This window comes from Streptomyces sp. NBC_00440 (assembly GCF_036014215.1).
GTDB lineage: Bacteria > Actinomycetota > Actinomycetes > Streptomycetales > Streptomycetaceae > Streptomyces.
Map to the genome: position 1 here is coordinate 105368 of NZ_CP107922.1, position 24292 is coordinate 129659.

Annotated in this window: 28 protein-coding genes and 2 pseudogenes; 10 read left to right on the forward strand and 20 right to left on the reverse strand. The window is 67.8% G+C overall.

The genetic code is table 11. The annotated features are described in order from the left end of the window. Positions 1–12 precede the first annotated feature (12 nt). The 3 genes from OHB13_RS37810 to OHB13_RS37820 form a co-directional block, all read right to left on the reverse strand. Entirely contained in the window at positions 13–474 is a 462-nt protein-coding gene (locus tag OHB13_RS37810) for a GNAT family N-acetyltransferase (RefSeq protein WP_328380567.1), read from the reverse strand. A 12-nt stretch (positions 475–486) separates the two neighbouring features. Further along, positions 487–1809: a UDP-glucose dehydrogenase family protein gene (locus OHB13_RS37815; RefSeq protein ID WP_328380568.1), complete on the reverse strand. Its 1323-nt coding sequence runs from the start codon at positions 1807–1809 to the stop codon at positions 487–489. 162 nt (positions 1810–1971) lie between these two features. Continuing rightward, positions 1972–2601: an aminotransferase class III-fold pyridoxal phosphate-dependent enzyme gene (locus tag OHB13_RS37820; RefSeq protein ID WP_328380569.1), complete on the reverse strand. Its 630-nt coding sequence runs from the start codon at positions 2599–2601 to the stop codon at positions 1972–1974. Here OHB13_RS37820 and OHB13_RS37825 point away from each other — a divergent pair. Further along, positions 2560–3123: a hypothetical protein gene (locus OHB13_RS37825; RefSeq protein WP_328380802.1), complete on the forward strand. Its 564-nt coding sequence runs from the start codon at positions 2560–2562 to the stop codon at positions 3121–3123. The genes OHB13_RS37820 and OHB13_RS37825 overlap by 42 nt on opposite strands. 1 nt (position 3124) lies before the next feature. Here OHB13_RS37825 and OHB13_RS37830 read toward each other — a convergent pair whose 3' ends face one another. Further along, the gene (locus OHB13_RS37830) at positions 3125–3457 is read right to left on the reverse strand and encodes a hypothetical protein (RefSeq protein ID WP_328380570.1); all 333 of its coding nucleotides are present in this window, start codon (positions 3455–3457) and stop codon (positions 3125–3127) included. Positions 3458–3695: 238 nt separating this feature from the next. Here OHB13_RS37830 and OHB13_RS37835 point away from each other — a divergent pair, with 238 nt between their 5' ends. Continuing rightward, a complete protein-coding gene (locus tag OHB13_RS37835) occupies positions 3696–4508 on the forward strand; it encodes a MerR family transcriptional regulator (RefSeq protein WP_328380571.1) in 813 nt (270 codons plus the stop codon). 22 nt (positions 4509–4530) lie between these two features. Continuing rightward, entirely contained in the window at positions 4531–5460 is a 930-nt protein-coding gene (locus OHB13_RS37840; RefSeq protein WP_328380572.1) for a hypothetical protein, read from the forward strand. A gap of 142 nt (positions 5461–5602) precedes the next feature. On the opposite strand, the gene OHB13_RS37845 is transcribed toward OHB13_RS37840, so the two are convergent. The 4 genes from OHB13_RS37845 to OHB13_RS37860 form a co-directional block, all read right to left on the reverse strand. Continuing rightward, positions 5603–6259 (reverse strand): ATP-dependent DNA ligase, encoded by a 657-nt coding sequence (locus OHB13_RS37845; protein WP_328380790.1) that lies wholly within the window; start codon positions 6257–6259, stop codon positions 5603–5605. A gap of 73 nt (positions 6260–6332) precedes the next feature. Beyond that, entirely contained in the window at positions 6333–6662 is a 330-nt protein-coding gene (locus OHB13_RS37850; protein WP_328380573.1) for a hypothetical protein, read from the reverse strand. A gap of 50 nt (positions 6663–6712) precedes the next feature. Then, on the reverse strand, positions 6713–7006 hold the full coding sequence (locus OHB13_RS37855) for a hypothetical protein (protein WP_328380574.1): 294 nt from the start codon (positions 7004–7006) through the stop codon (positions 6713–6715). A 970-nt stretch (positions 7007–7976) separates the two neighbouring features. Next, the gene (locus OHB13_RS37860; RefSeq protein ID WP_328380575.1) at positions 7977–8438 is read right to left on the reverse strand and encodes a MarR family winged helix-turn-helix transcriptional regulator; all 462 of its coding nucleotides are present in this window, start codon (positions 8436–8438) and stop codon (positions 7977–7979) included. 61 nt (positions 8439–8499) lie between these two features. Between OHB13_RS37860 and OHB13_RS37865 the strand changes: the two genes are divergently transcribed. Beyond that, positions 8500–9411, forward strand: coding sequence for an LLM class flavin-dependent oxidoreductase (locus OHB13_RS37865; RefSeq protein WP_328380576.1), 912 nt, complete (start codon positions 8500–8502; stop codon positions 9409–9411). Positions 9412–9705: 294 nt separating this feature from the next. On the opposite strand, the pseudogene OHB13_RS38880 reads toward OHB13_RS37865, so the two are convergent. Both OHB13_RS38880 and OHB13_RS37870 read right to left on the reverse strand, forming a co-directional pair. Next, a pseudogene (locus OHB13_RS38880) lies at positions 9706–9936 on the reverse strand (zinc ribbon domain-containing protein); the annotation flags it as partial. Positions 9937–9951: 15 nt separating this feature from the next. Next, positions 9952–10329: a transposase gene (locus tag OHB13_RS37870; protein ID WP_328380577.1), complete on the reverse strand. Its 378-nt coding sequence runs from the start codon at positions 10327–10329 to the stop codon at positions 9952–9954. Between the two features lie 231 nt (positions 10330–10560). On the opposite strand from OHB13_RS37870, the gene OHB13_RS37875 reads away from it, so the two are divergent. Beyond that, positions 10561–10824 (forward strand): hypothetical protein, encoded by a 264-nt coding sequence (locus OHB13_RS37875; RefSeq protein ID WP_328380578.1) that lies wholly within the window; start codon positions 10561–10563, stop codon positions 10822–10824. Between the two features lie 115 nt (positions 10825–10939). Here the strand turns inward: OHB13_RS37875 and OHB13_RS37880 are convergent, their stop codons facing one another. The 3 genes from OHB13_RS37880 to OHB13_RS37890 form a co-directional block, all read right to left on the reverse strand. Next, positions 10940–11794, reverse strand: a complete 855-nt coding sequence (locus tag OHB13_RS37880; RefSeq protein WP_328380579.1) for a hypothetical protein — start codon at positions 11792–11794, stop codon at positions 10940–10942. A gap of 413 nt (positions 11795–12207) precedes the next feature. After that, positions 12208–12576, reverse strand: a complete 369-nt coding sequence (locus OHB13_RS37885; RefSeq protein ID WP_327299535.1) for a hypothetical protein — start codon at positions 12574–12576, stop codon at positions 12208–12210. Between the two features lie 8 nt (positions 12577–12584). Continuing rightward, positions 12585–12842 (reverse strand): hypothetical protein, encoded by a 258-nt coding sequence (locus tag OHB13_RS37890; protein WP_328380581.1) that lies wholly within the window; start codon positions 12840–12842, stop codon positions 12585–12587. Positions 12843–13036: 194 nt separating this feature from the next. On the opposite strand from OHB13_RS37890, the gene OHB13_RS37895 reads away from it, so the two are divergent. Continuing rightward, positions 13037–13576, forward strand: coding sequence for a hypothetical protein (locus tag OHB13_RS37895; RefSeq protein ID WP_328380582.1), 540 nt, complete (start codon positions 13037–13039; stop codon positions 13574–13576). 75 nt (positions 13577–13651) lie between these two features. On the opposite strand, the gene OHB13_RS37900 is transcribed toward OHB13_RS37895, so the two are convergent. Then, a complete protein-coding gene (locus tag OHB13_RS37900; RefSeq protein WP_328380583.1) occupies positions 13652–13786 on the reverse strand; it encodes a hypothetical protein in 135 nt (44 codons plus the stop codon). Positions 13787–14156: 370 nt separating this feature from the next. Here OHB13_RS37900 and OHB13_RS37905 point away from each other — a divergent pair, with 370 nt between their 5' ends. Together OHB13_RS37905 and OHB13_RS37910 are read left to right on the forward strand one after the other, a co-directional pair. Continuing rightward, complete coding sequence (locus tag OHB13_RS37905; protein ID WP_328380584.1) at positions 14157–15554, forward strand: hypothetical protein; 1398 nt, start codon at positions 14157–14159, stop codon at positions 15552–15554. A 127-nt stretch (positions 15555–15681) separates the two neighbouring features. Next, positions 15682–16635 carry a hypothetical protein gene (locus OHB13_RS37910; RefSeq protein WP_328380585.1) on the forward strand — a complete coding sequence of 318 codons (954 nt, stop codon included), beginning with the start codon at positions 15682–15684 and terminating at the stop codon, positions 16633–16635. On the opposite strand, the pseudogene OHB13_RS37915 reads toward OHB13_RS37910, so the two are convergent. From OHB13_RS37915 to OHB13_RS37925, 3 genes and pseudogenes are all read right to left on the reverse strand, one after another. Next, positions 16631–16870 (reverse strand): annotated as a pseudogene (locus tag OHB13_RS37915) (IS481 family transposase); the annotation flags it as partial. The gene OHB13_RS37910 and the pseudogene OHB13_RS37915 overlap by 5 nt on opposite strands. A gap of 515 nt (positions 16871–17385) precedes the next feature. Continuing rightward, positions 17386–18021: a hypothetical protein gene (locus OHB13_RS37920; RefSeq protein WP_328380586.1), complete on the reverse strand. Its 636-nt coding sequence runs from the start codon at positions 18019–18021 to the stop codon at positions 17386–17388. A 529-nt stretch (positions 18022–18550) separates the two neighbouring features. Next, entirely contained in the window at positions 18551–19417 is an 867-nt protein-coding gene (locus tag OHB13_RS37925; protein ID WP_328380587.1) for an RNA polymerase sigma factor, read from the reverse strand. A 901-nt stretch (positions 19418–20318) separates the two neighbouring features. Here OHB13_RS37925 and ku point away from each other — a divergent pair. After that, positions 20319–21218 (forward strand): non-homologous end joining protein Ku, encoded by a 900-nt coding sequence (gene ku, locus OHB13_RS37930; RefSeq protein ID WP_328380588.1) that lies wholly within the window; start codon positions 20319–20321, stop codon positions 21216–21218. 41 nt (positions 21219–21259) lie between these two features. Here ku and OHB13_RS37935 read toward each other — a convergent pair whose 3' ends face one another. The 3 genes from OHB13_RS37935 to OHB13_RS37945 all read right to left on the reverse strand — a co-directional run bounded on the left by OHB13_RS37935 (position 21260) and on the right by OHB13_RS37945 (position 22200). Then, on the reverse strand, positions 21260–21478 hold the full coding sequence (locus OHB13_RS37935) for a LexA family protein (RefSeq protein WP_328380589.1): 219 nt from the start codon (positions 21476–21478) through the stop codon (positions 21260–21262). Continuing rightward, complete coding sequence (locus OHB13_RS37940) at positions 21475–21747, reverse strand: hypothetical protein (protein WP_328380590.1); 273 nt, start codon at positions 21745–21747, stop codon at positions 21475–21477. Before OHB13_RS37940 ends, OHB13_RS37935 begins: the two co-directional genes overlap by 4 nt. A gap of 195 nt (positions 21748–21942) precedes the next feature. Next, positions 21943–22200, reverse strand: coding sequence for a hypothetical protein (locus tag OHB13_RS37945; RefSeq protein WP_328380591.1), 258 nt, complete (start codon positions 22198–22200; stop codon positions 21943–21945). A 284-nt stretch (positions 22201–22484) separates the two neighbouring features. Here OHB13_RS37945 and OHB13_RS37950 point away from each other — a divergent pair, with 284 nt between their 5' ends. Then, positions 22485–24275: an Hsp70 family protein gene (locus OHB13_RS37950; protein ID WP_328380592.1), complete on the forward strand. Its 1791-nt coding sequence runs from the start codon at positions 22485–22487 to the stop codon at positions 24273–24275. Positions 24276–24292: the final 17 nt, after the last annotated feature.

The following is a 24292-nucleotide window of genomic DNA, read 5'->3' on the forward strand; positions in this document are numbered from 1 at the left end:
GCGGAACGGCCGCTATGTATGCGGCTGCCAGACGTAGCGGACGTCCGGCTCGCGCTCGTCGTTGCGCTGCCCGTCAGTCCGCTCGACCTCCTCGAAACCATGTCGCTGGTAGAAGCGCTGGGCCGGCGCGTTGACCTGGAACGTCCACAGCGACAGGCCGTCCGGCTGCTGCCACTTGGCCAGGAGCATGAACCGGTCGCCGAGGCCCCGTCCGCGCCATTGCGGTTCGAGGTAGAGCTGCTTCAGCTCCTCACCGTTGAGCACCAGGAGCCCCACCACGCTGTCCCCTGTGACGGCCACCCAGGTCTCGTACTGCGGCACGAGAACGCCGGAGAACCAGTCCTGCACCTCAGCTTCGTCGTGCGCACAGCGCACGGTCGGCAGGCCGGCGGCGTAGGAGCGCAACCACACACCGGCCGCGGCGCGTGCGTCGGCGTGGCCGGCGCGGCGGAGAAGAACATTGCCGTTGTTCATCGCGGCCCGGCCCTACTTCCCGGGGCGTCCGAGCTGGTGCACGGTCCAGCCCGCCGCGCGCCACGGCTCGGGATCGAGGGTGGTGCGGCAGTCGACGAGCAGGGGGGTGGCCGGGCGGTTCCCGAGAGCCTGGGGGTCTGCCTGCCGGTACTCGGGCCACTCGGTGGCCAGGACGATGACGTCGGCGCCGTCGAGGGAGGTGGGCAGGTCGTCCGTGTAGTCGAACTCGGGGCTGCGGACCATAGCGGTGGCCACCGCCTGAGGGTCGTGAATGGTGACGGTGGCGCCAGCCTGCTGGAGTGCCTGGGCAAGGGAGAGAGCCGGGGATTCACGGACGTCGTTCGTGCCAGGCTTGAACGCTGCGCCCCACACAGTGACCCGGGTGCCCCTGATGGGGCGTTCGCCCAGGGCGCGGGTGATGAGGCCCAGGGCAACGTAAGTGCGGTTCTCGTTGATCTCCTCGGCGGCGCGCAGCAGGGTGGCGGCCTGGCTGGCGCCGAGCTGCCCCGCGGAGGCGGTGAAGGCTCTGATGTCCTTGGGGAGGCAGCCGCCGCCGTAGCCGATGCCGGGCCTCATGCCGGCGCTGCCGATCCGGGGATCGATGCCCAGGATGTCCACGATCTGGGAGACGTCGCCGCCCGCGGCCTCGCACATGTCAGCGACGGCGTTGATGTACGAGATTTTGAGACCGAGGAAGGTGTTCGCGGCGCCCTTGGCCAGCTCGGCGGTCTGCGGGTCGGTGACGAAGATCGGGACACCGGCGTCGAGGATGGGGGCGTAGACCGCGCGGATCGCCTTCTCGGCCTCTGCGGTGGTGAGTCCGGCGATGAGTCGGTCGGGGCAAAGAGTGTCTTCGACCGCGTGCCCTTCGCGCAGGAACTCCGGATTCCAGCAGACGTCGACCTGCTCGCCGGCGGGGGCCAGGCGCTGGACGAGGGCAGTGACCTGGCTGGTGGTGCCCACGCTGACGGTCGACTTCCCGACGATCGTGCACGCCCGGTCGAGGTGGGGGGCAAGCGTGCGGATCGCGCCGAAGACCTGTGCGGTGTCGTAGGAGCGGCCGTCAGCATCGATGGGGGTGCCGACACCGATGAAGTGCAGCTCAGCGAAGTCCGCAGCCTCGCGGATGTCTGTGGTGAAGCGCAGACGTCCGCTCTGGGTGTGGTGGGCAAGGAGTTCCGGCAGGCCGATCTCGTAAATGGGGCACTCGCCGGCGCTGAGTCGATCGACCCGGGCCTGGTCAACGTCAACGCCGATGACCTCATGGCCCAGCTCCGCCATCGCCGCAGCATGCGGGATCCCGAGGTGACCGCAGCCGATTACAGAAACGCGCATTTCAGGCCGTCCTTGTCTTCTGGGGCACACCGGACTCGGCGTGCCCCAGACGCTATCGGTTGTCGAGCAGAACCCAAGTCGGTTCGCCCGGTGGATTGTTGAGGTGTTCGAGTAGCTGGTGCAGAGAGGTTCGGGGCACCAGCCTGAGGTGCGGCCAGTGGTTCAGCCGACGGCATCCAGCGCATTGGACAGGGCGTTGACCAGGAACGCGATGTCGTCGTCCGTAGATATCAGCGGAGGCGCGACGACCAGCCCTTCGCTCTGGGGCGCTCCGGCTCCGGTGAACGGGTAGAAAAACACCCCGCGTTCCTCGATCGCCTTCATCACGTGCCAGAGCTTTCCAGGGACGACTTCCACTCCGTAGAGGAAGCCCAGCCCGCGTACGTCCTTGACCGGCCCGACGCCGTTCAAGGACCTCATGGCCTCCCCCAGGCGTTCCCCACGCGCCGTGAAGGCGGGCATGTCGATCGCGTCCAGTTCATCGAGGACGCCCAGGCACGCGGCTGCCATCAGCGGGTGTGCGGCCATAGTGCCCATCGCGGGCAGCGGGTCGGCGTCCGCGTGCCGGATCCACGGAGCGATCTCGGGTGACACCAGCACCGCGCCCACGGCCGTGTACCCGGCCCCCAGTCCCTTGGACAGGATCACCATGTCGGGCTCGCAGCCTTCCCAGTGACGGCTGGCGAGGGACGCCCCTTCCGCCCGGAGGCGAGGAGTGCCCGATTCGGGGTGCCACTCGTTGATCCGCGCATGAACCCCGTGAGCGTCTCCTCCTCGCTGTCTTCGGAGCAATTCGTGCTGGATGCCGCGCGGGCAACCGGCATCCGGGCCGCAGCGTGGCTGCGAGCGCTGGCTGTCGAGAAAGGGAACTGGCCGGAGTGGATGCGGGGCCAGCCCAACCCGCTCCTGGACCTGGCCGACGCGGTCGAGCAGGCGCTTAGCCGCCTGGACCCGTACGACAGCGACGAGCGCGACCCGGCCACCGGAGAGTTCACCGATGGGTACGGTGGCGTGCCACCGGAGCTGCGTGACCAGCTGGAGGTAGGCGTGGTCGGGGCCCTCTTCGACGGCGCGTTCGGTGGGAACCAACCGACCCCGGCACAGACGGCCGCGGTGATCACTGTGGCGAGTGCCGTACGGATGGCTGCTGATCTTCATGGCTGGGGGGACTACACCACGGACCTCCCGGTTCTCTGCGCGGCGATCGATCACGCGGTAGCAGTGGCGACCGCCGGCACTCAGGGCGTGAAGGGCGGCGGGCCACAGGCCGATCGGCGTGAAACAGCGGTTGCCGCGTGGCCGCGGTGCGAGTGATTCACTGTCCGCCGAAGCCGCGCACCTCGTCGGCGGTCAGGTCTTCTCGCACGCGCCGGATTCTCACCGGATGCCGGTACCTGGCGGAGTCAATTGCAGAGTCCCCCTCGAACTCAACGACGGTCGCTGGGCGCACGCAGCGGTGCTCCAGCACCGCCTGTGTCCCCCAGCCCGCAGAAAACCTCACGGCGCTCCACGGGTGATCAGGCCCCGCCGCTGCGAGGGCAACGCCTAGCTCCCGGCGCAGCGCGGCAGGCAAGGGGGTGCTGCGGGCGACCAGCCGCAGTTTGCCGTGCTGGTCATAGCGGCCCAGCAGCACGCTGGTCGGCGACATCGCGTCGGATCGTTGCGGAGCTCGACCTTGAACTGATGCAAGCCCGAGAGGAACTTGAGCAGTCCGGGAACGTCACCCGCCTCCCCGCACCGCGTCGACCGGAAACTCGTCGGTGACAAGCTGTTCCCTCCTCTGGTGACTCTCCGCGCCAGAGGCGAGAGCGGCGCAGGACAACGGGTGGACGCGTGATCCTGTGCTTGACTCTCCCACCGTGTCAGGGCCTGCACTGGAAGGCGTCATGTTCACCATCGGAGACTTCGCCAGGCATGGCCGCGTGTCGGTCCGCATGCTGCGCCATTACGACGCCGTCGGGCTACTGCGCCCGGCCCACGTCGACCCGTCCAGCGGCTACCGCTATTACCAGGCCACCCAGTTCGCCCGGCTCAACCGCGTCATCGCCCTCAAGGACCTGGGGTTCACCCTGGACCAGGTCCGGGCGATCCTCGACGAGGACGTCAGCACCGAGGAGCTCCGCGGCATGCTGCGGCTGCGCCGGGCAGAGCTGGAATCTGCCGCCGCCGAGGCGGCGGCACGAATGGCCCGGGTCGAGACAAGGCTCCGGACGATCGAAAGCGAGGGCACCATGCCTCCCGACGACATTGTCGTCACCTCCCTTCCCCCGATCCGGGTAGCCGAGCTGACCGGCATCGCAGCGAGCTTCGAACCACAAGATATTGGGCCGGTCGTCGGCCCACTCTTCGACGAACTGTGCTGCCGACTCGATGACGCGGGCACCACCCCGGTCGGCCCCGGCCTTGCCCGCTATGAGGAAGCACCCGGCGAGGACCCGATCACTGTGCGGGCCGGGATACCGGTGGCCGGAGAGGCAGGTGGCCTCCCGATAGTTGAGGTGCCCGGCATTCCGCTGGCGGCCACGATCATCCACCACGGGCCGATGGACGGCGTCCTGCCCACCGCGCACGCGCTCGCCCACTGGATCGCCGCTCACGGTTACCGCCCCATCGGGCTTGCCCGCGAGGTCTCCCTGGACTGCCCCGACGACACCACCGCATGGGTGACAGAGCTTCAGCAGCCCATCATCGCCGTCTGACCAGGCCGAAGAGAGGACAACAATGACGCACTACATCGGCTCCGGCCCGTACTGCTACGCCAACTCCCTGGCCATGGTGCTTGGCGAGACGGTCCCTCCCCCGGCGGTGATCGAAGTGCTGACCGGTTCGCCGTTCGGCTTCGAGCTGATCGGCGGCACCCTGCCGCTGTTCGACCCCTACGGCTGGGACCCGGACCTGGGCCTGGACGCGGCCCTCGTCCTGCTCGGCGCCCAATGCGAGCGGACTTCCGGCGGTACAGCCGAGGAGGCTGAGGAACGACTGCGCGATATGTCCGCCCGGGGGCCCGTCCTAGTCGGCCCCGTCGACATGGGACTGCTGCTCCACCAACCGGGCACACCCAGTACCGACGGCGGCGACCACTTCGTGGTCGTGCTGGAGATCGATGGCGGCACGGTGGTTTTCCACGACCCACACGGCCACCCTTACGCAACGCTGCCGGTCGCGGACTTCCTCGCTGCGTGGGAGGCGAAGGCGATCGGCTACATCGACGCCCCCTACGTGATGCGCGCAGGCTTCGTCCGGGAGCGACAGGTCACATCAAAGGAGGCGCTGCGACGGTCTCTGCCCGATGCGCAGCGGTGGCTGGCGGGCCGCGGCGACCGGCCCGTCCCAGCGGGAACGCTCGGCGGGGCCGCCGGCGTGGAAGCCTTGGCCGCCCAGGCAGACGGCGGACTCGACGCGGGAACGCGCGGGTTCATGGCGCACTTCGCCGTTCGGGTGGGCGCGCGCCGCCTCACCGACGCCGCACACTGCCTGGAGTTGCTGGGGCTCTCCGGTGCGGCGGCGGTCGCGGCCGGGCAATCCCGGCTGGTCGGCAGCCTTCAGCATCCGCTGGTCACGGGCGAGGACCAGGCTCTGGCCGACCTCCTGCGCCAGCTTGCCCCGACCTATGAGCGGCTGCGTACCGCACTCACGTCCGAGACTCGCTGACGATGGTGAGAGCAGGGCGCCGTCCCTGCTTTGGGACACGGCGCCCGGTCCGGGTTTCGGTACCCCTCTGGCTGGGCCGGTGGAGGTGGGCCACCACCGGGGATCAGTCGCGTCCCGCAACGGAGCATTGGTTCCGGCGAGGCTATTTCTGGCCTACGACACATAAACTCCGGAGCTCGCAAGGACGCTCCGGAGCAACACGACAACTTTGATTCCGACAGGCGACTGGCCTAATGAACGGCCGGGACGTGCCAGGTGGAGGGCGCGAACGTGGAGTTGGGGTGGCGCCTTCCACTCCGACCGCGGCCCAGGCGGGACTCAGCCACTCGCGCGCCAGCTGGGGATCTGTGGTGGCGGGACACAGTGTCCACGGCGGCCCGAGCGCCCGATGCGCGAACAGGTCTTTCAGAAGTGCCCTGCGTTCCCGCAGAGAACGCTGGAGAAGCACTTCGTCGCCGATCTGCAGCACGTCGAAGACGACAACGTGAGCCGGATTGTGCCGGGCTGCTTCTGCCGCTGCACGTCCCCGGCGCCGGGCCCGGGACTGCAGCAATCCGAAGTCCAGTCGGCCGCCCTCCTGGACGACCAGCTCGGCGTCAAGTACCACGGTGCCGCGCTCAGCGAGCAGAGCGACCTCCCGTGTGATCTCGGGGAAGGCGGCACCCAGATCCGAACCCCTGCGGGCCTGGAGATACGGCGCACCGGACCGGGCGAACACGATCACCCGGAAGCCGTCCCACTTGGCATCGAGCTGAAGATCACGACCGTCGGGCATCGTCTCGACGGGGCGGGCCAGCATCGGCTGGAACGGAGGGGTCAGGTCCACACGGTCATGTCTACGCGGAGCTCGGACGCGCTGCGAGCGGGATGGGTCAGACCACCCGGGCGCAGCTGAGGGGGATGATGCCCCCGCGGCCGCCGGCGGCAGGGACAATGTAGTAGTCGGTGAACGTGCCGCCGCAGGCGTGCAGGGTGGTGTTCCCGCGCTCGATCAGACACGACGTGTAGCGCTTCCCGTGGGCCAGGCGCCGTACGACCGGACCGCTCTGACCCCGCGTCACCGGCACGTCGTGACCGGTGACTTCGATGGTGGCACACCGCTGAGCGCGGGCCGGTACGGCAGAAACGTTGGGCGCGGAGAAGGCAAGGACAGCGCAGGCCAAGGTGGCAGCGGTCGTGACCGCACTGATCATTTTGTTCATGGGCGGTCAACCCTCACCGGATCCCGCAGGTCACGGCGCATCCCGGATGATCACCTGGACGTGGTCGGAAGGTCACTCGGTCCGGTGGTGATCACGCGCGGCGCCAGCAGCGCCGGCGCCCCGTACGCCACGGTGGGCGGGTGATTTCCCGCCGTCCCCTCCTTCTTGTCCTGGCCGCGCTGCTCGCGACATCCGGGTGCGTCTCCGTACCGGCCGCCCCACACCCAGCCGGACAGGACCGCCCACCGGCGGCCGCGGAGGCGCCGCTGACTGCCCGGGTACAGCCGGACGTACACCAGCCACAGGGCCGCTCCACCCTCGCCCGCGTCGAGGCCGCAACCCACAAGCCGGCGGATGCCAGGGATGCGAAGGCCAAGAAGAAGCGCCCCCACCGGCATGTTCACGGGGCTCACCGGGTGCCGTCAGCTGGCCACGTTCACCGCCATCGAACTACGGCGTACGTACCCGCTGCGCCCCGCATCCACCGCTTGTGGCCTGCACCCGCTCCCAAGAAGGCCTACCGCCGTTATCGCCGCAGCGCACCACACCGGCGGCCGCAGACACGCCACCAGTCCCCGCCCCGCTACAACATGCGCCCGCTGTGCCGGAAAGCCGCCGGGGTGACGAGTGCCGAGGTGGCAGCCCTGTGCCGTGGGGCCTACGGCTCGTGAGGCCGCAGCCGCGAGGCTGCCCCGGCCGCACGGGAGCGCCCGGGTGCTGCTCCAGCGATCGTTCGTACGCTGGATGTCTCGGGGCCTGGCGTGGAGGTTTGCGATGCCTCGTCCCATCTGGACCGGAGCGGTGAGTTTTGGGCTAGGGACCGTCCCTGCGCGTGCGGGCCGCACCACGGTGCGCCCGATGAATACCGAGTCGATCCAGGGACCGTCCCTGAGCGTGCGGGCCGACCCTCAGTGGCACCGCTGTACTCAGAACATGGTCGAACTCCGCACTTTGACCGACTGCGACATAAGCCCTAAAACCTCGCGTTGGCAGGCATGTTGGGACGGGTGGCTCGATCTCTCGGCCACGGTGACCTGCCTGCCTGATTCCGCCTCCACCTCGGAGGATTTCCTGCCCTCGCCGCAATCGGCCGCAGACTGCGCGACCTCGCCGACAAGCAGCCCACCACGGGGCGACCCGCTCTGCCCGATCAGCAGCGAATCACCACCAAGTCGCACGAGGCGGTGGTCAGAGCCCTGCGGGACGCCAACCGCAAACTGCACGAGGAGAACGAACGGCTCCGCAACGAACTCGCCGTGGCCCTCGGACAGCTCCGAGACCTCCGCCGAGGCATTCCGATTGAATGATGGCCTTTCAGGGCCCGTTCGGAGTTCTGATCAGCACCTGCAGCGCCTTCACCAGGCGCGCCGCGTCCTTCTCGCCAAGGGGGGCAAGGAACTCGCGTTCCGCCGCCTCGCGGGCGTCCTCCGCATCGGCCCGCGCCCGTCTGCCCCGCTCCGTCAACTCAACGACGTTGCGGCGGCGGTCCTCCTCACTGCGGCGCCGCTCCACCAACCCTTTGCCCTCCAGCGCGTCGACGAGCGCGACCATCGTCGTGCGGTCCACGCCCAGCCGCCGCGCGGCCTCTAGTTGCGACAGCGGTCGGCCCGCCGCCAGCACCGCGAGCACCACCAACTCCCGCGCGTCCAGCCCGAACGGGGCCAGTGCGGGCCCGGCGTGCTTGGCCAGTTGCAGCTGCGCGTGCTTGAGCAGGTATCCCAGCCGCGTGCCGAGCAGCTCCTCGACCGCGGCCCCGTCGTCGTCATTCTCCGCCATCCCAAAATCTTAACCATCACCTGATAGTCAGTAGTCCTGACGATCACCTATATTGATGGTCATGCCCATTGATGCACACCACCGCGCGCTCCGCTTCGGCGTCAAGACGACGCCCATGCACCTGGCCTACGACGACATCCTCCGCGTCTGGGAGGAGGCCGACGAACTGCCCGAACTCGACGACGCCTGGCTGTGGGACCACCTGATGCCGCTGGCTGGGCCCCCCGGCGGCGCTGTCCTGGAGGGCTGGACGCTGCTGGCCGCACTGGCCGCACGCACCACCCGACTCCGCCTCGGCCTGCTCGTCACCAGCAACATGCTGCGCGCCCCCGCCCACCTCGGAAAGATCGCCACCACCGTGGACGTGATCTCCAAAGGGCGCCTGATCATGGGCCTGGGCGTCGGCGGAACCCGACAGCCCGACGGCCCCAACCCGGCCGTCGCCGAGTACGCCGCCTACGGCCTCCCGCTCCCGAGCCCCGGCGAGGGACTGGCCCGCCTCACCGAGACGATCACCATTCTGCGCCGCATGTGGACCGAGGAGGTCTTCGATCACGACGGCCTCTTCACCACCCTGCGCGGCACCCGCAACGGCCCCGGCCCGGTCCGACCCGGCGGCCCGCTGCTGCTGCTCGGCGGCTGGGGCGACCGCACCCTGCGCATCATCGCCGAGCACGCCGACATCTGGAACGTCCCCGGCCCGCCCCACAACGGCACGGACTGGATCGCCGAGCGCACCCGCGTCCTGGACGCGCACTGCGCGGCGATCGGCCGCGACCCCGCCGAGATCACCCGCTCCGCGCAGATCATCGTCGACTATGCCGACCCCGCAACCACCCGCGCCCACGTCCGCGCACTCGCCGCTGCCGGCATCCGGCACGTCGTACTCGCGCTGCCCCGCCCCTATCCGGACAAGGCCGCCCGCTGGCTTGTCGACGAGATTGTCACCCCTGTCCGTGAGAAGGGCGCCTGACCGGCCTTTGCAAGCGACACTGACAACCTCCGTGCCTGACACTGCAAGCCATGCGAATGCCCAGGTCAGTACACCTATCGACCTTGAGAGATCCAGATAACGGCCTGCTCATCAGTCAGAAATTCCACCGGCATGCGACGGACGGTAATCAGCCCCGGCCAGCGGCCGAGGATCTTCCTCCGAACCCCCGCAGCAGACCGATCACCTGTGCTAGACGACGAAGATCAAACCCTTAACGCCAACGGTTGTGCCGCTGGTCCCCAACGCCGGGGCCGCACTGCCTCTCGCCGTCTCTCAGCGACAAGTTGTTTCTCGGATCGGCCGACGCTCTGACTCGTGATCGGTGGTGGTGTCGAGTGCACGGTGTTTGATGTTGTGGGCGGCGCCGATGTCGGCGTGGGTGGCATGTCCGCACCGTGTGCACTGGAAGACGGAGCGGGTGCGCCGGCTCTTGCGGTCGACGTGCCCGCACCGGTTGCAGGTCTGAGAGGTATAGGCGGGGTTGACCGCGGTGACCGTGACGCCGTGCCATTTGGCCCTTTACTCGATCTGCCGGCGGATCTCGCCAAAGCCGACGTCGAGGATGGCCCGGTTCAGCCCGGCCTTGGCCGCCACGTTCCGCCCGGGCGAGTCCTGGGTACCGCGTGCGGAGCGGGTCATGTTCTTCACCCGCAGATCCTCCACCGCGACGTGCGCGAACTGGGTCACAAGCTGCTTCGTCAGCAGATGCTGCGTCGAGGCGCGCCGCTGCGCGACCAGCCCCGTCAGTCGCCGGACCTGGTCCCGGGCCTCCCGCCAGCCCGCGCTCTGACGGTGCACGGGCAAGCCTCGCACGTGGCGGCGGGCCATCCTCCGCTGCCACTTCGTCAGCTGGCGCACCGCGTTGTCCAGATGCCGCGGGTTGTCGAACCGGGTCAACGACACGACGGACTGAACGGTTCCGGCGGGAGGCTCAGACGCTCCCAGCAAGGCCACAACCAGGCCTCTGGGAAGCGGTCGGCGGGGATCGGTGGCCTGCCCGCGTCGACAGAGAGCGGGATCGCTGCCCTTACGACGTGCCCTCTTCTTCTATCGAACACCAGCCACTGGAGTCGCCGAACGCGTGTGTGGATAATGTGTGCACGGCGCGGCAAAAATGTGGGGGAAGGTATGGGGAAGGCAGAAGAGCGCAGCAACTTGTACCACCAGTTCCTCGGCCTGGCGGACCAGATCCATCGGCTCGTGAGTACGGTTCGAGCTCCGGGGCAGAGCGAGCCCGCCCGCTGGAAGCTCAGCGAGCCGGAGATGAAGACGGTGCTCCACCGCCGCGATTACGTCCTCGTCCCGGGCGCGATCCCCTCCACTGACACTCTCCGCGAGTGGAACGCCCACGCGGCCGCCGTACTGCGGGCTGCGGCCTCGATCCACCACTGAGATACATCCCCTCGCCAGGGAGACGGAGTAATTGGTATATCGGGCCCGCATCTGTGCTTAGACCGGCGCAGAACGTCCCGGTCGCGGCCTCAGGAACGAGGGCGACGTTCTCCTGTCACGCTGAGAGCAGCTGTACGGTCCCGTCGCCAAGAATGAGCAGTCCGGTGTTCCGTGAGGCTGCCTCATACCGGGCGTGCGGGATGCGGATGGCGGACTTCGTCAGGAGGTGGCCGATCTCCTCGGCGTTCGGAGAGCCCTTGCTGATGTCCCAGCCCAGGCATGGGTGCGGTTGTCCGGGCTGGGGCCACGTCCATGCAGGGTAGATATCTGACTTGTACCAAATGGACATCGCGCGCGTCATGATGGCGCTGCGCAGCGGAGTGCAGGCTCGTCGAGCCCACAGTTCAGCAAAGGGCTCCTCCATGGCCGTAACCTTGTCCTGTCGCCACAGCGGTTCCCGTCCGTCCCTGAGGTGCCAGCCGGTCTCACGGTTGAGAAGAACTCTCATTTCCTTCGTGGTCATCCAATCCCCGCACGAGGACTCAATGAGATCCAGGCGCGCCCCGGTTGGCCTGTGGATCAGGCGCAGCCGGCGCCTGTTGTGGTCGATCAAGCGCAGCCCGGGGATGCCGGACACGCGTTGACCGCTGTAGAGGACCGGCATGATGCGGGACGCGATCCGTGCGGCTGTGTTGGTGTGGATTTCCAGCGCCTCCGGCCGGGAAATGATGCAGTTCAGGTAGCCCTGAATCCCGGGCAGGCAGGGTGTTTCCGGGTGCTCTACGGGGTGGCGCAGACGTGCCGAGCTCATCAGACACGTGACGAGCAGGGCCTGGAAATTCTCCTGCATCGCATCGGCCGAGTCGAGTCGGATTCTTCCCGAGGCAGTTCGTGGCGCCATACGAGAATCGATGTAGAGGAACTCCCGGGCCGCGTGGCGCAGTTCCCGGTCATTCGTGTGCGGAGACATGAAAGCCAATCAGCGGCATGACTGCCCCGGGCAGCGGCCGACTGAGGACATGGCTCGCCGAGAGAGAAAGTAAGCGGAACTGGGCTTGCACCCTTGAGACAAACCGCCAGTCCGCCCGGGGCGGACCGCACGCCTTCGGGCTGTTCCAGCCCTTGGGGAAAACCGTAGCGCAACACGAGGAGGTGCACAGGCAACGACTCGCACGGCCAAGCAGCAGAGGCAGTAGACGGCGGGCGGAGTAGCTGACATCCACGGTGGGCCGCGCCCATCAGCTGCAGCCGGGGCCCGCACAGGGCGACTTGCAGAGAACCACCGGGAGGCGTCTTCACCGAGCCCGGAGATCACGGGCTGCAGGTCCCGCCCACCCGGATGCAACCGCCGTACCCAGCCGAACAACGCGCCCTGACCCGCGGTCAGGGGGTGAGGTCCAGGACCCGCACCGGTTCTCCGGCCCAGCGGTCGGGTGCGGTGGTGGCCACGATCGCCCCGTCCGGGCGGTCCGGGGTGGGCTGTGCCGCGTACTGGCTGTGCGCCGCAGCCCACGTCTCCTGCCGCGCCAGAGCGAGAGCGGCCCCGAGATCAAGATCAAGGACCGTGATGCCGGGCAGCGACGCCAGGTGCTCTGCGGTGCCGGGCCGGGCACGGTCGGCTTCGACGAGCGCGCACGCCGGGGCGTATAAGAACCAGCTCGCCTCGGCGTGAGCACGGTGGATCAGCCGGGACGCCAGGACATTGCCCTGGCCGGCCGCGGCCATCGCGGTGTCGTCGAGCACGATGTGCATGGCGTCGCTCACCGGCCGCTCACCTGTGCCAGGCGCCGGTCCAGCTCACCGTCCAGGTCGTGCTGCTCGGCCGTGGTCGGGGCGTAGCCGTTCCACTCCTGCAGCGCGGCAAGCGCCTGCTCGGCGCGCTCGGCCCGCTCGGCTGGGGTCAGCAGTGTCTCGGCGAGGCGGGCCAGGTACGCGCGCAGCGACAGCCCCTCCGCCGCTGCGATCGCGGCCAGCCGGTCTTTGGCTTCCTCGGGGATACGGACGTTGGCATCGGACATCGTCGTGCTCCTTCCCATCCCGCAAGGGTACGGGTACGTACCCGTACCCATTGGTCAACGGGCGCGAAAGCTGTGACCAGGGCCCCAGGCTTGTCACACGTGGAGGGGATTCTTCTGGAAGCCCTGCCGTGTGCAGGCGTGGGCTGGAACGCTGTCGAATGATTTCGTCGGCGTCGTTACCGGACCGGCCCTGTGTGCTGCCCAGCTTCCCGTCGTGGATCTCCGACGTGCAGTGGCTGGACCTCGTGCTCCTCGACCAGCTCGCCGGCGCCGCGGGAGACACGATCAAGGACGGCCCGCCGCTCCCCGATGCCCCGTATCAGACGGCTGCCGACGCCATCAACAACCTCGCCGCTGACCTCGATGAGCCACCCGCCACCGTCCAGGATTCCGTGTACCTGAAGGCAGTGCCCGCCTGGGAAGTCGACGCACTATGGCAGGTTCTCCTCGTCCTCCGCGAAGCCCAGGCTGATACCCCCGGCACCACCGGCCTGCGCGAACTCCTGGAAGAGATCGGCACCTACTCCAGTCCCACCCGATCCCCCAAGGAAGCCATCGCATCTCTCGAACGCGTACTGGCCGTCCTGCTGCTCGACATCCCCGCCGTACGGACGCTCGCCACCGCGCTCATCCTCAAGACCCCCTGGAACTCGGCGGCCGCAGCCGCGGCCGCGCAGATCCACCGCGCGTGGTCATCCGCCGGAATCCACCCCGGCCCGGCCGCCGGGACCTGACCGTGTCCGCCCGCGATCGTGACAGTCATGAGACCCGGCATAGAGGGGGCTGTGGTTCTTGACGGCGTTCGGGTGTCAGCGCGGGGGCGACCCGCGACCGCACCGGTAGGTCGGTGCGCAGCGCAGCGTCGACGCCAGTTCGAGCAGTGCGTCGGGGCGGGCGGTCAGGCAGTTGTAGAAGTCCTCCGGCGCCGGGATACGGCGGGTCACCGGAGTCAATGCGACGTTGGCTGCCGCCTACTGGTCTGCACTGCCTCCCAGCATGAGTCACAAAGCGTGCGGGCCCCCCACGCCGTAGCGGCAACAGTTCTCCCGGCGCGCGCACACGGGCCGACCTGCGCCGGGGCGCAGTCCAGCAACTGCGTCCTGCGGGGTGTGGGAGTGCTCATTCACTGGCCTTCCGCTTGTGTTGTCGGACGAGGCTCTGGTCCTGAGAGAACGACGAAGCGGTGGTACGCCTGGCCGCCTGCGGGACGGTTGGCCGAAATTCGCTGCACAAGATGGTTGAGATAGATGTAGAACAGAGGACGTGAAGCGTTGCACTACATGTGCAGCGCTCAAGATGGAATGAGGGATCACGTTGGCTCACGTCCGTCCACTCGCCAACGGCCTGCGCACTGACCACCCGGTGCCGGGTCTTCCGTTCGTCGACGACTCCCACATCCCCCTCGACGAGGGGCCCGAGGCCATCGAGGCTGTCGGCCGTCATGATGGCAGCGGCATGTGGGGCCGCTTCGACCACAACGCTGAGAACGGCGGCTGGCACGCCTTCACCACCGATCCGCTCCAGCACAGTCTGGGCTGGTCGGTGCGCTACCACCCCGATCACGGCCGGACCGTGCTGCTGATGAGCAACCGCGACACCTCCTTCCTGCACAGTCAGTGGTCCGGGGATCAGCTGCTGTTCCGTGCCGGCGGCTACTGGTGGGACGGTGCGACCTGGTACCGCCCGGGACAGGTCTGGGACCCGGTCGCACAGGAACACGAGCGGCGCAGGTCCCGTGCCGCCGTTACCGTCAGCGTCGCCGACATGCTCGACGGCCGGGCCGACCCCGCCCGCGCGTACGTCGGAAAGGTCACCACTTACGACTCCGAGGCCCCGGGCCCGGAGAACTGGCTGGACCACCTGGCGCTGTGGGTCGAGCACCGCCAGGAGCAGAACAGCGCGCTCCCGCTGGAGCGGTGCGTGGTCGACGTCGCCAGCCCCGAGCTGACCGGCGGCCAGCTGCTGGGCGCTCCGGAGATGGCGGAGCTCGGTGGTATCACCGCCTCCACGCTGCGGTCCTACATCTCGCGCGGCAACAGTGAGGTGCCCGACCCGCAGGCAGCGGTCAACGGCCGCGACCAGTGGGCGAAGGCGGTGGCCGACGACTGGGTGGAGGCACGCCAGCGCTCCCACGAAGGAATCACAGCCACCATGTCGGCCGGTGACCGCGACAACTTGTCGCCCGGCGCGGCCGAGGTACGCGACCGGTTCGCCGCCGACTTCCAGAGCACCCTGTGGGGGCGGCCGGACGTACGGAAGCGGTGGATCCTGCGCCAGCGCAACGAGGCATCCGTGCGCGAGGTCTCCGACGCGCTCGCGTGGAACGTCGCGGTCAGCATGGACCGGGTTCTGCCCACCGACATGCTGGGCCCGGTCGTCAGAGGCGCGGTGCTCAACAACTTCTCCGAGTCCGTCGAGCTCCGTGCGGCCAGCGCGAAGCGGCGGAAGGAGAAGCAGACGAAGGCGAGCTGGTGGCATCTCACCCTGACCATCCCGGTGGCGAAGATGCTGGACTGGTACATCCGCCACTACCCCAGCTCCGCCCACTGGCATATTGGCGAGATCATGCGTGAGGCCCGTGATCGGTGGGACGTCCCGCCCACGGCTACGCTCCGTACACTGCGTCAGGCCCTCGCTCTCGACGGTGAGCTGACCGACGAGCAGCGCGCGACGTACTTCGCGCTCCTCGCGCCTCGCGAGGACATCGACTGACGCGACGCAGGCCGCCCTGGAAGTGTCATGAGCGCGGAACCCGGCTCCCCGTACTCCGCGCTCATGGCGACAGCGGGGCCCCCAAAATCGTGCGGTCGCGCCCGCACATCTCCGAGATGATGGACGGATGATTGCCCAGATCTCGAACCGAAGAGTCCTCAATTTAGGTGAATCACCCGACTCGCCACGGGAACAGCTTGACTTCCCGCCGATCCTCAACGGCGTCGACTACCTGGCCAGCGTCGTGGATCTCCTGCGTGCCAATCAGGTAGGCCCGCGTGAACTGAAGTACGCGGTCATCCACCTCAATGCCGCCGCTGAGGTGCTCCTCAAAGCCCGGTTGCAGGACGAGCACTGGAGCCTCGTCTTCGACGATCCGCGCAAGGCCACCCGCAGGGCGTTCACATCTGGCACTTTCACCAGCTGCACGATGGCCGACGCCGTCACCCGGCTCCGGGAGATCGCTCACGTCGCCCTCACCGCCGACGAGCAGAACGTGCTCAAGCGCCTGGGGCAGGATCGCAACGCCCTCCAGCACTACGGTCTCACCCATAGCGCCCGCGCGGTGGAGTCCCGTACTGGGCAGGCCCTGGACTTCCTCGTCCGCTTCCTCAAGGAGGAACTGCTCTTCGGCGACCGGTATGAGGCAGGGCGGAACAACGCGGTTCCGTTGCGCCTGGTCATGGACATCTCGAAGGGGGTACAAGACATCAGCTCCTTCCGCACCGAACGCAGGAAGCGGCTCCGCGGCGCGCTCAAGGAAGTGACACGCCACACGCTCACCTGCCACGAATGCGGTGAACTGGCCCTCGTCGTCGGGGATCGCTGCTACTTCTGCGACTTTCCCATAGGGAGTTTCTCTCCGGAGCACGCGGCCGACATGGTGTTGTTCTTCGAGACCGTCACCCGGGGCGGGCCCGATCCGCAGACAGTCATCAGCCATTGCGTGCGCTGCCTGCGACGCGCCTGGGTTCCCGCCATCGCTACCGCCGCCGACAGCGCACCCCGCCCCTTCTGCTTCAGCTGCGCCGCGCCCGTCCCGGCCTGGACCGTGGCGCTGCGCCCGCCGGCGGTCCGGTGAGGCAGCGACGAATCGGGGTGATCTCGTGGGCGGCGAAGAAGGCGACGGCGCGGTGCCAGAACGTGACCGCGGTGACGGCCTTCTCGTCCTCCAGGGCCTCGGTGTACGCCAGGCGCGAGTAGTCGTCGAGTGTCGAATGCAGGTAGGTGTATCCGACCTTCCCGGCCCCCGGACCGGTGCCTTCGGAGGCGCGGGCGGCGTCGGCGCCGACGCCGTGCATGTGCAAGCCGCCTCCTCGTACTGCTCGGCGACAAGTACCACGGAGCCCCCGGCGGCGCCGTCCAGGGCGGCGCCTGCGGCGTCCGCTCCGAGCACGACCGCAAGCGCGGCCGCACCCAGTACGCCCCCAAGCGGCAAAGGATCACCACCAGCGTGCCGCACAAGTCGCTGTTCGGGCCCTGGCGGTACGCGATCGGCTGCGTCGACCGCCTCGGGCTCATCCACCGGGCCGAGATGATCTGGGACAAGCCCAACCCCATGCCCGAGTCCGTCGCCGACCGCGTCGTCCGCGCCCACGAGACCGTCTTCCACTTCACCCGCAGCCCGCAGTACTGGCACGACCCCGAGCACGCCCGCCTGCCCAGCGTGTGGACCGTGCCCACCACCCCGCTCAAGGTCCCGGCCGAGCTGGAGGACGCCCGGCACTTCGCGGCCATGCCTGCTGGACGCGGCTACCGCGCTCGTGGCAGCTTTCGCGCCGAGTCAAGACCCTGGGCTTCGCCTCGGGCAGACAGCCCGCGAAAGTCCCTGCTACTTCGGCGGAGTGCGCCCGGTAAGTGCCTGCCATCGCTCACTCGCTGCTTCCAGCTCAGCGAGGGCTGCCTTCCTTCGGGGGTCCCGGCCCTGACGGTCGAGGACCTGCGACAGATGCTCACGGGCCGCGTCCAGAGAAGCTGTGTCCTCCTTCGACGCGGCCAGTTCTTCCTGTGCCCGCGCGAGCCGCTCCTCCCGATGGGACCGGAAGACGTCCTCGTCCGCCACCGCGTTCTGGATCTCGACCGCGAAGTCACGTACCTGCTCCTCGTCGAAGGGCTTCGGCCCGTCTGCCACCCCATCGGCCGAAACCGGCAGCGGCAGATGCGGGTACTTCGCCCTATGCACCCTGCCATCCGGCTGGGTCAGGTAAATCGAATGGGTCTGCCGGCCTGACTCGAAACGGGCCGTAAGGCCAGCGAGCGGAATCGACCCGGCCCTCGAAGAGACCACCAGCGCGTGCTCGTGCAGTACGAGTTCACCGATCGGCTCCTTCAACCGCGGGCCCAGGCGCGGGGTTCGCAGAGCCGTGACCTTCTGCTCCAGCACACGTAGTCCCCGCTCGTGCTCGGCGCTCTCCGACCTCTCCCGCGCCCGCGCAGCGGCCACCAGCCTGCTGGACTCCTTCTCCACCCCTCGCACTTCCTGCCGTGCGCCGGCCAGGTCCGCGCGCTCCTCCGCGTAGCACGCGCTGAAAGCGAAAGCCCACCCTCCGGGATACCGGCTCCGCCGCCAGGCCACCAAAGACGCACTGCCCAGCAGTACAAGCGCAACGACACGCACGGCCTCCACCGAACCCCCTCCTCAGCCATCGTCTGTGGCACTCGCTCTGTCATACCGCCCCCGATCAAATGGCATGAGCAATTGAGCCAAGAGCACCAGCCGGAGGCCAGCTCACCGCTCAGTTGCCTTGCAGCCGTGTCAGCTCCATAGGTGGTGTTCGGCCCAGAGAGTCAGCAGGCCGGCTGCGCCGGTCCCGGCTCCATAGCACAGGCCGCGCAGCATGTGTCCTGCTATCGCTCGGCGTTGGGCATGAATCCAGCGGTACGTGCGTGTCGTACGGCTCGGCCGGCCGGGTAGCGCGGGCGGGTCGCGGTGTTGACCACGGGGGTCTCCTTCGGGATCTGGGCAGGACGGAACTGGCGCCGCGGTGATGAAGGTGTCAGTGGTGGGCGAACGGCGTGGGGAGAAGTTCCTTCGGCAGGTGATCGCGTGCCATGAAGGTGCGCAGTTCGTTGCTGTCGGCGATCTCCTGGGTGATGCCGGGCGACTGTTCGGCCGCGAGGGAGATCGGCCACGGCAAGTGCTGCTCCGAGGCGTAGCCGAGGGGTCGGCCTGCTGCTCGATGCGCGTGGCGAGCCGGCGCAGGAAGTCGGTCTTGTCGTGGGTGCTGAGCATGTCGCGGAGCACCTGCGCTTCGGCGCGCAGGGTTTCTTCGAGCATCAGGAATCCCCTTCCCCGGTTCGGGGAGATCCAGGAGAGCGTGCAGGGCCTTGATTCCGAGATGAATGTTGACTTTGGCGGCGCCCTTCGTGATGTCGAGACAGTCGGCGATCTCATCGGTGGTCATGCCCTCGATGTACTTGAGGCGGACACACTCCGCCTGCTTCGGGGAGCGCTCTTCGAGGCAGGCCCGTGCCCGGTCGAGCCGGTCGTACCCGCGCAGTTCCAGCAGATCGTCGCCGGTGGGCGTCCGGCTGAGCCCTGTCATCTCGACCGGCACTTCGTGTGCGGCGAGGCGGGCGCGGCGCCGGTAGTAGTCGATGCAGGAGGTTCGGACTATGGCCCGCGCGAGGGCCAGCGGGTTCGGATGCGCCTCGATGACGGTCCATTCGAGGTTCATTTTCAGTGCGGCGTCCATCACGGCCTCGTCGGCGTCGTGCAGGTTGCGCAGCCGGCCGATGGCCATGCGTATGAACTCATCCATGTTCTGGGCCAGGAAGTCTGTGAACTTCTCCGTCCTGCGGGGCCCTTGGGGAAGTCCGTCGGGTTCAGTCAATTCGTGGCCCTGCTCGTACGGTCCGGTCATCACGCCCCCCGGGCCGGGGGCCGGGTGACCGGGCGGTGGTGCCGGGGCGCGTTGCGCACAGCGGAGCTGGACTCAGCGCGAGCCTGCGAGGCGGTGCGGACGGTAAGGAACCTTCGTGTTCCGTTGCCCGCGGCGGTCAACCGGTAGGGCGCCGGGATGTACCAGCGTGTACCAGGCCCTGGAAAGCCTCACGGACTCCTCCTCTTCTTCCGGAGTACGCCCGGCGTGCGTCGTTGCGCGCCGGGCTCGTTGCATCCCCTACACCGATAGGAGGGCGCCCGGGAGTTAACCGTGGGACGAACATTCTCATCTGTTGAGTGATCAACCGACTACGTGCAGCCACATGACCAGCACCTCTACCACCGACCGTGACGCTAATCACACAGATTGCGTGCATGCCTGCCGTGCGGAGAGGGAGGCGCCTTCATCAACGGACCGCCGCGCCGATGTTGACCACCGCCGTCGAGGAGCACCTCGCAGCCGGACACCGGCCAGGCGACGGCTTCACTCACCGTTCAATGAAGACGACCTGCTGGTGCTCCGACCCGAACGAAGTGAATGCACCTCGACATCGAGGCGTCTGGCCCGTTGACCGGGCTGCGGAGTTCCTCCCGCGGGGGCACGGTGGAGGTATGGATGAGGCAACCAGGACGTTCCGGCCCGGCGAGAAGGTCCCCGTCAGCGGGATCTACGAATGCACCTGCGGCCAAGAGCACCGGGCGTTTACGAGCACCGACGTCAGAGGGCACACGTTCCCCCCGCCGCCATCGGGCTGCTCCGGGGCCGGCTGGAGCCTGAAGGCCCCCGCCCACAAGTAACCGGCGCCCGGAGTGGACCGGGATGCCTGCTCCCGCGTTCATTCGTACGCTGGAGGTCTCGGGGCCTGGCGTGGAGGTCTCCTATGCCCCGTCCCATCTGGACCGGAGCGGTCAGTTTCGGACTGGTTACGATCCCTGTTTCTGTTATGTCCGCAACGGAGGATCACCGGACCGCGTTCCACCAGTACCACCAGGAAGACATGGGCCGGGTCCGCTACGAAAAGGTCTGCTCTCTCGACGGCGAGGTCCTCGGCCCTTACGACATCGGGAAAGCCTACGAGGTGGCACGGGACCGGCTGGTGCCGATCACTGACGAGGAACTGGACCAGATGCCGCTGCCCACCGCGCAGGCCATCGAGATCGCGGCTTTCGTGCCGGCCGACAGCATCGATCCGATCCGGATCATGGACGGCTACTACCTCGCGGCGAAAGGCGCGGTCGCCGCCAAGCCCTACACCCTCCTGCGCCAGGCCCTGGAACGCTCGGAGAAGGTGGGCATCGCGAAATTTGCGTGGCACGGGCGGGAGCGCCTGGGCATGCTGCGGGTCGTGGACGACGTGATCGTGCTGCACTCAATGAAGTGGCCAGACGAGATCCGCCAGCCCGAGGACGTCGGTACCGCTCCTGACGCGGACGTGAGCGACGACGAGATCGACGCGGCCATCCAGCTCATGGAGACCATGGCCCAGGAAGACATCAGCTCATTCACCGACCGCTACGAAGAAGCGGTCCAGGAGCTGATCTCCGCCAAGGCCGAGCACCGCACCCCCGAGCCTGTCGAAGAGGCTCCCCGGGCCGCGAGCGTCGTGGACCTCATGGAGGCACTGAACGCCTCCGTCAGCGCCGCTCGAAACACCCGCGGCGAGGATGCGACCGTGCACGACATCAAGCACGCCCCCGCAAAAAAGACCAGCGCGAAGCAGAAGACCACGGCCAAGAAGACAGCGAAGAAATCAGCCGCCCGCAAGCCGAAAAGCGCCTGACACCAAAGCCATGCCACCCTCCTCGATGTCCGTGGTGTGGCTCAGCGGCCGAGCCGGACGGTGCGCCAGCGCCGCCCGCTGCGACTGATCATGCCGAGCTTCTCCATCTGCTTCAGCTGATACGCGACCGACCCCGTACTGGACAGCCCGACCTGCTTGCCCAGCTGCTGTACGGACGGACCCTCACCGTGCTCGGCGATCCACTCCCCGATCGCCCGCCGGATCTGAACCTGCCGCTCACTCGGCGGACGATTCCTCACGACACATCCGCCCTTCGCTCCGTCTCGCGGACCAGGCGGCGCAGCTCGAAGCGGGCTGCCGGCGACCGCCCAGGGCTCGTACGGAAGAAGGGGTGCTGCTCGATCCACAGGGACAGCCGCAGCAGACGCCGCCGCAGCGCTGTGGGATTCCGTGGGCGGGCAACGGACAGCTCCGCATACGTACGAGACCACTCACGCTGCGCCTGCACCAGTTCATCGGGGAAGGACTCCATCACGGAAATAGAGCACATGTTCGATTTGCTCGGCATGTCGCCACCACCACGGGCGACTCACGAGCGCCGGCCCAACCGTGGTGGCCGATGGGCCCGCCGAGCACGTCGACCCGACGCGGGGCGCCCGGTATGACCGTCCGCCGGAGCTACTCGGTGCGTCGGGTGCGGGTGACCATCCCGATCAAGGGATGCAACGGCCACAAGTCGCGCGCATCCACGCCGGCCGTGTTTTCACCCGGCCTTGCGTCGGAGAATAGTGCGGACCGTGTTGCGCGAGTGCCCGGACAGCTGGGAGATCTCCACCTCGCTCAGCCCGAGATCCTTGGCTTCAAGCACGAGGTCGTCACGTCTGGCGACCGCGTTCCGGTAGGCCGTGAGCCGATCCCGTACATCCGTCTCGCTGCGCTTCGGCTGCAGATACACGCTGGCGCTCGTCTCGACCGCCTGCGGGATGCGAAGTTGGGAAGCGTCCCTCCCGCTCTGGTTCATGCGGGGCAGAGTAGAGGGCGGGCCGCGCCACACCGAGGAGCGCCACGCATTGCCTGTGCAACCCTGCACACTCCTGTGCAATGTTGCACAGGAGGTGTTACTCCGTGCGAGTGACCGGAGGCGTGCGGCGCGCCTTCGATGCTTGAGTCGATTGCCCTGGTCTGCGACATCTGGTCCGTCAACCAACGAAACGACGGCGAGGTGCTGTGCGGCTGAACAGCACCGTGACGGACCACAGTTGTGTCCGTACGGTTCAGCCTCTCGTCCGCAGGAACGGAAGATCATTGCCCACACCACGCGTTGTTGCGGCCATCGATGTCGGCACCCATGCCATCGGTGGGGGCTGGGCTGTCATCTCGGCAGCTAACGACGACCCAGCAGGCCGAACGATCCATCTGGCGAACCAGTGGGAGGCACAGCCCGATCCAACCGCGAAGAACCTCTCGGCCGTCCTTCTGGACGCCGACGACGGGATGATCGCATGGGGATACCAGGCCCGCCTGCTCTGGCTCACCCGGGGGGCCGAGCTCAGTACTCAGGGCGCCCACTATCACCAGGGCTTCAAGATGGACCTGGGAGCCCAGGACGAGGCTGCGGCGCCCGTTGTGACGGTCCAGGACGAGCTATGCGCCGAGACCTCTTCGCTTCTGCAGGAGAGCCCTCGCACCGACCGCGTGACCCTGCACTTGATGACGATCCTCCTGCGCCAGGTCGTGAACGCGACGCTGGAGCAGATCAAGGCGAGCGGGTACGACGAGTACGACGTCCGCTGGACTCTGACCTGCCCCGCCTGCTTCACCGACTACCAGAAGTCCCTGCTGCGGGACGCAGGGAAGAACGCCGGCCTGCCCGCGGAGGACGGCCGGGTCCTGCTGTCGCTTGAGCCGGAAGCTGCCGCCCACTTCGCCCGGGTATCGGGTGTGCACGTGGTCGGGGACGGCAATGGGTCTGCCAGCGACCTCTTGACACCCGGAGCGCGCTTCATGGTGGTGGACTGCGGCGGAGGCACAGTCGACATCACCGCGTACCAGATCGACCCCGACGGCAAGATGGTCGAGATCGGGAAGTCACTCGGCGACCGCTTCGGTTCCGACTTCATCAACCGGGCTTTCGAGCGTGACCACCTCACGGAGTGCCTGGGCGGGCAGGCCACGCTCAACAACATCAAGGAGAAGTGCCCCGATGCGCTGCTCAACTTGATTGACCAGTGGGAGCGAGCCAAGGTCTCCGTCAAGCTCGATCAGGACGACGACATCAATCTGCAGATCCCCGCCGCGATCGACCGCGTGATGGGAGCAGCCGGCCGCCGCCACCTCGCCCGACGGCAGCCGAAGAAGAACACCACCAACATCGTTCTCACCCCGGTCCAGATCCACGCGCTCTTCGACACGGTTGTGCCGGGCACGCTCGACCTGATCGAAACCCAGCTCCAGGAGATGAACGCCACCCGCGGCGACAACAAGAACCCGGACGTCATCCTCCTCGTCGGCGGCTTCAGCAGCTCCCCCTACCTTCAGCAGGCAGTCAGGGAACGGTTCGGCGACCGCGCCAAGGTGATGGTCCCTCCGAACCCGGAGACCGCAGTACTCAACGGTGCCGTTCATTTCTGCTACGACCCCCAGGTCCGGGCGCGGCGTAGTCGGTTCACCTACGGAGCGAACTGTCACTTGCCGTTCAAGGAAGGGGTGGATCCGGAGGCCAAGCGCTATGTGTCCCCGCTAGGGAATGTGACCTGCCGGGATCGCTTCTCCGCCTTCGCTACGACCGGAGAGTCGATCAGCACCGAAGCCGAGGTCGTGCATGAGTACTGGCCTCTATCGCTTGACACCGATGTGCTTGAGCTCCGGCTCTATGCCACGCGCGATCCGGAACCGCGCTACGTCACGGACGACGGCTGCGATGAACTCGCAACCATCACTGTGGATCTTGCTTCCGTGCAGCGCTTCAAAGACCGCCGGGATCGGGCAGTGCGGCTGTTCATGAAGTTCGGCGAGACCGAAATCAAGGTACGTGCCGAGCTCGTCAACGGCGACCACGAGGTGGCCACGCAAATCCGGTTCCATTCCAACTACTGAGGGACCCATGAGAGACC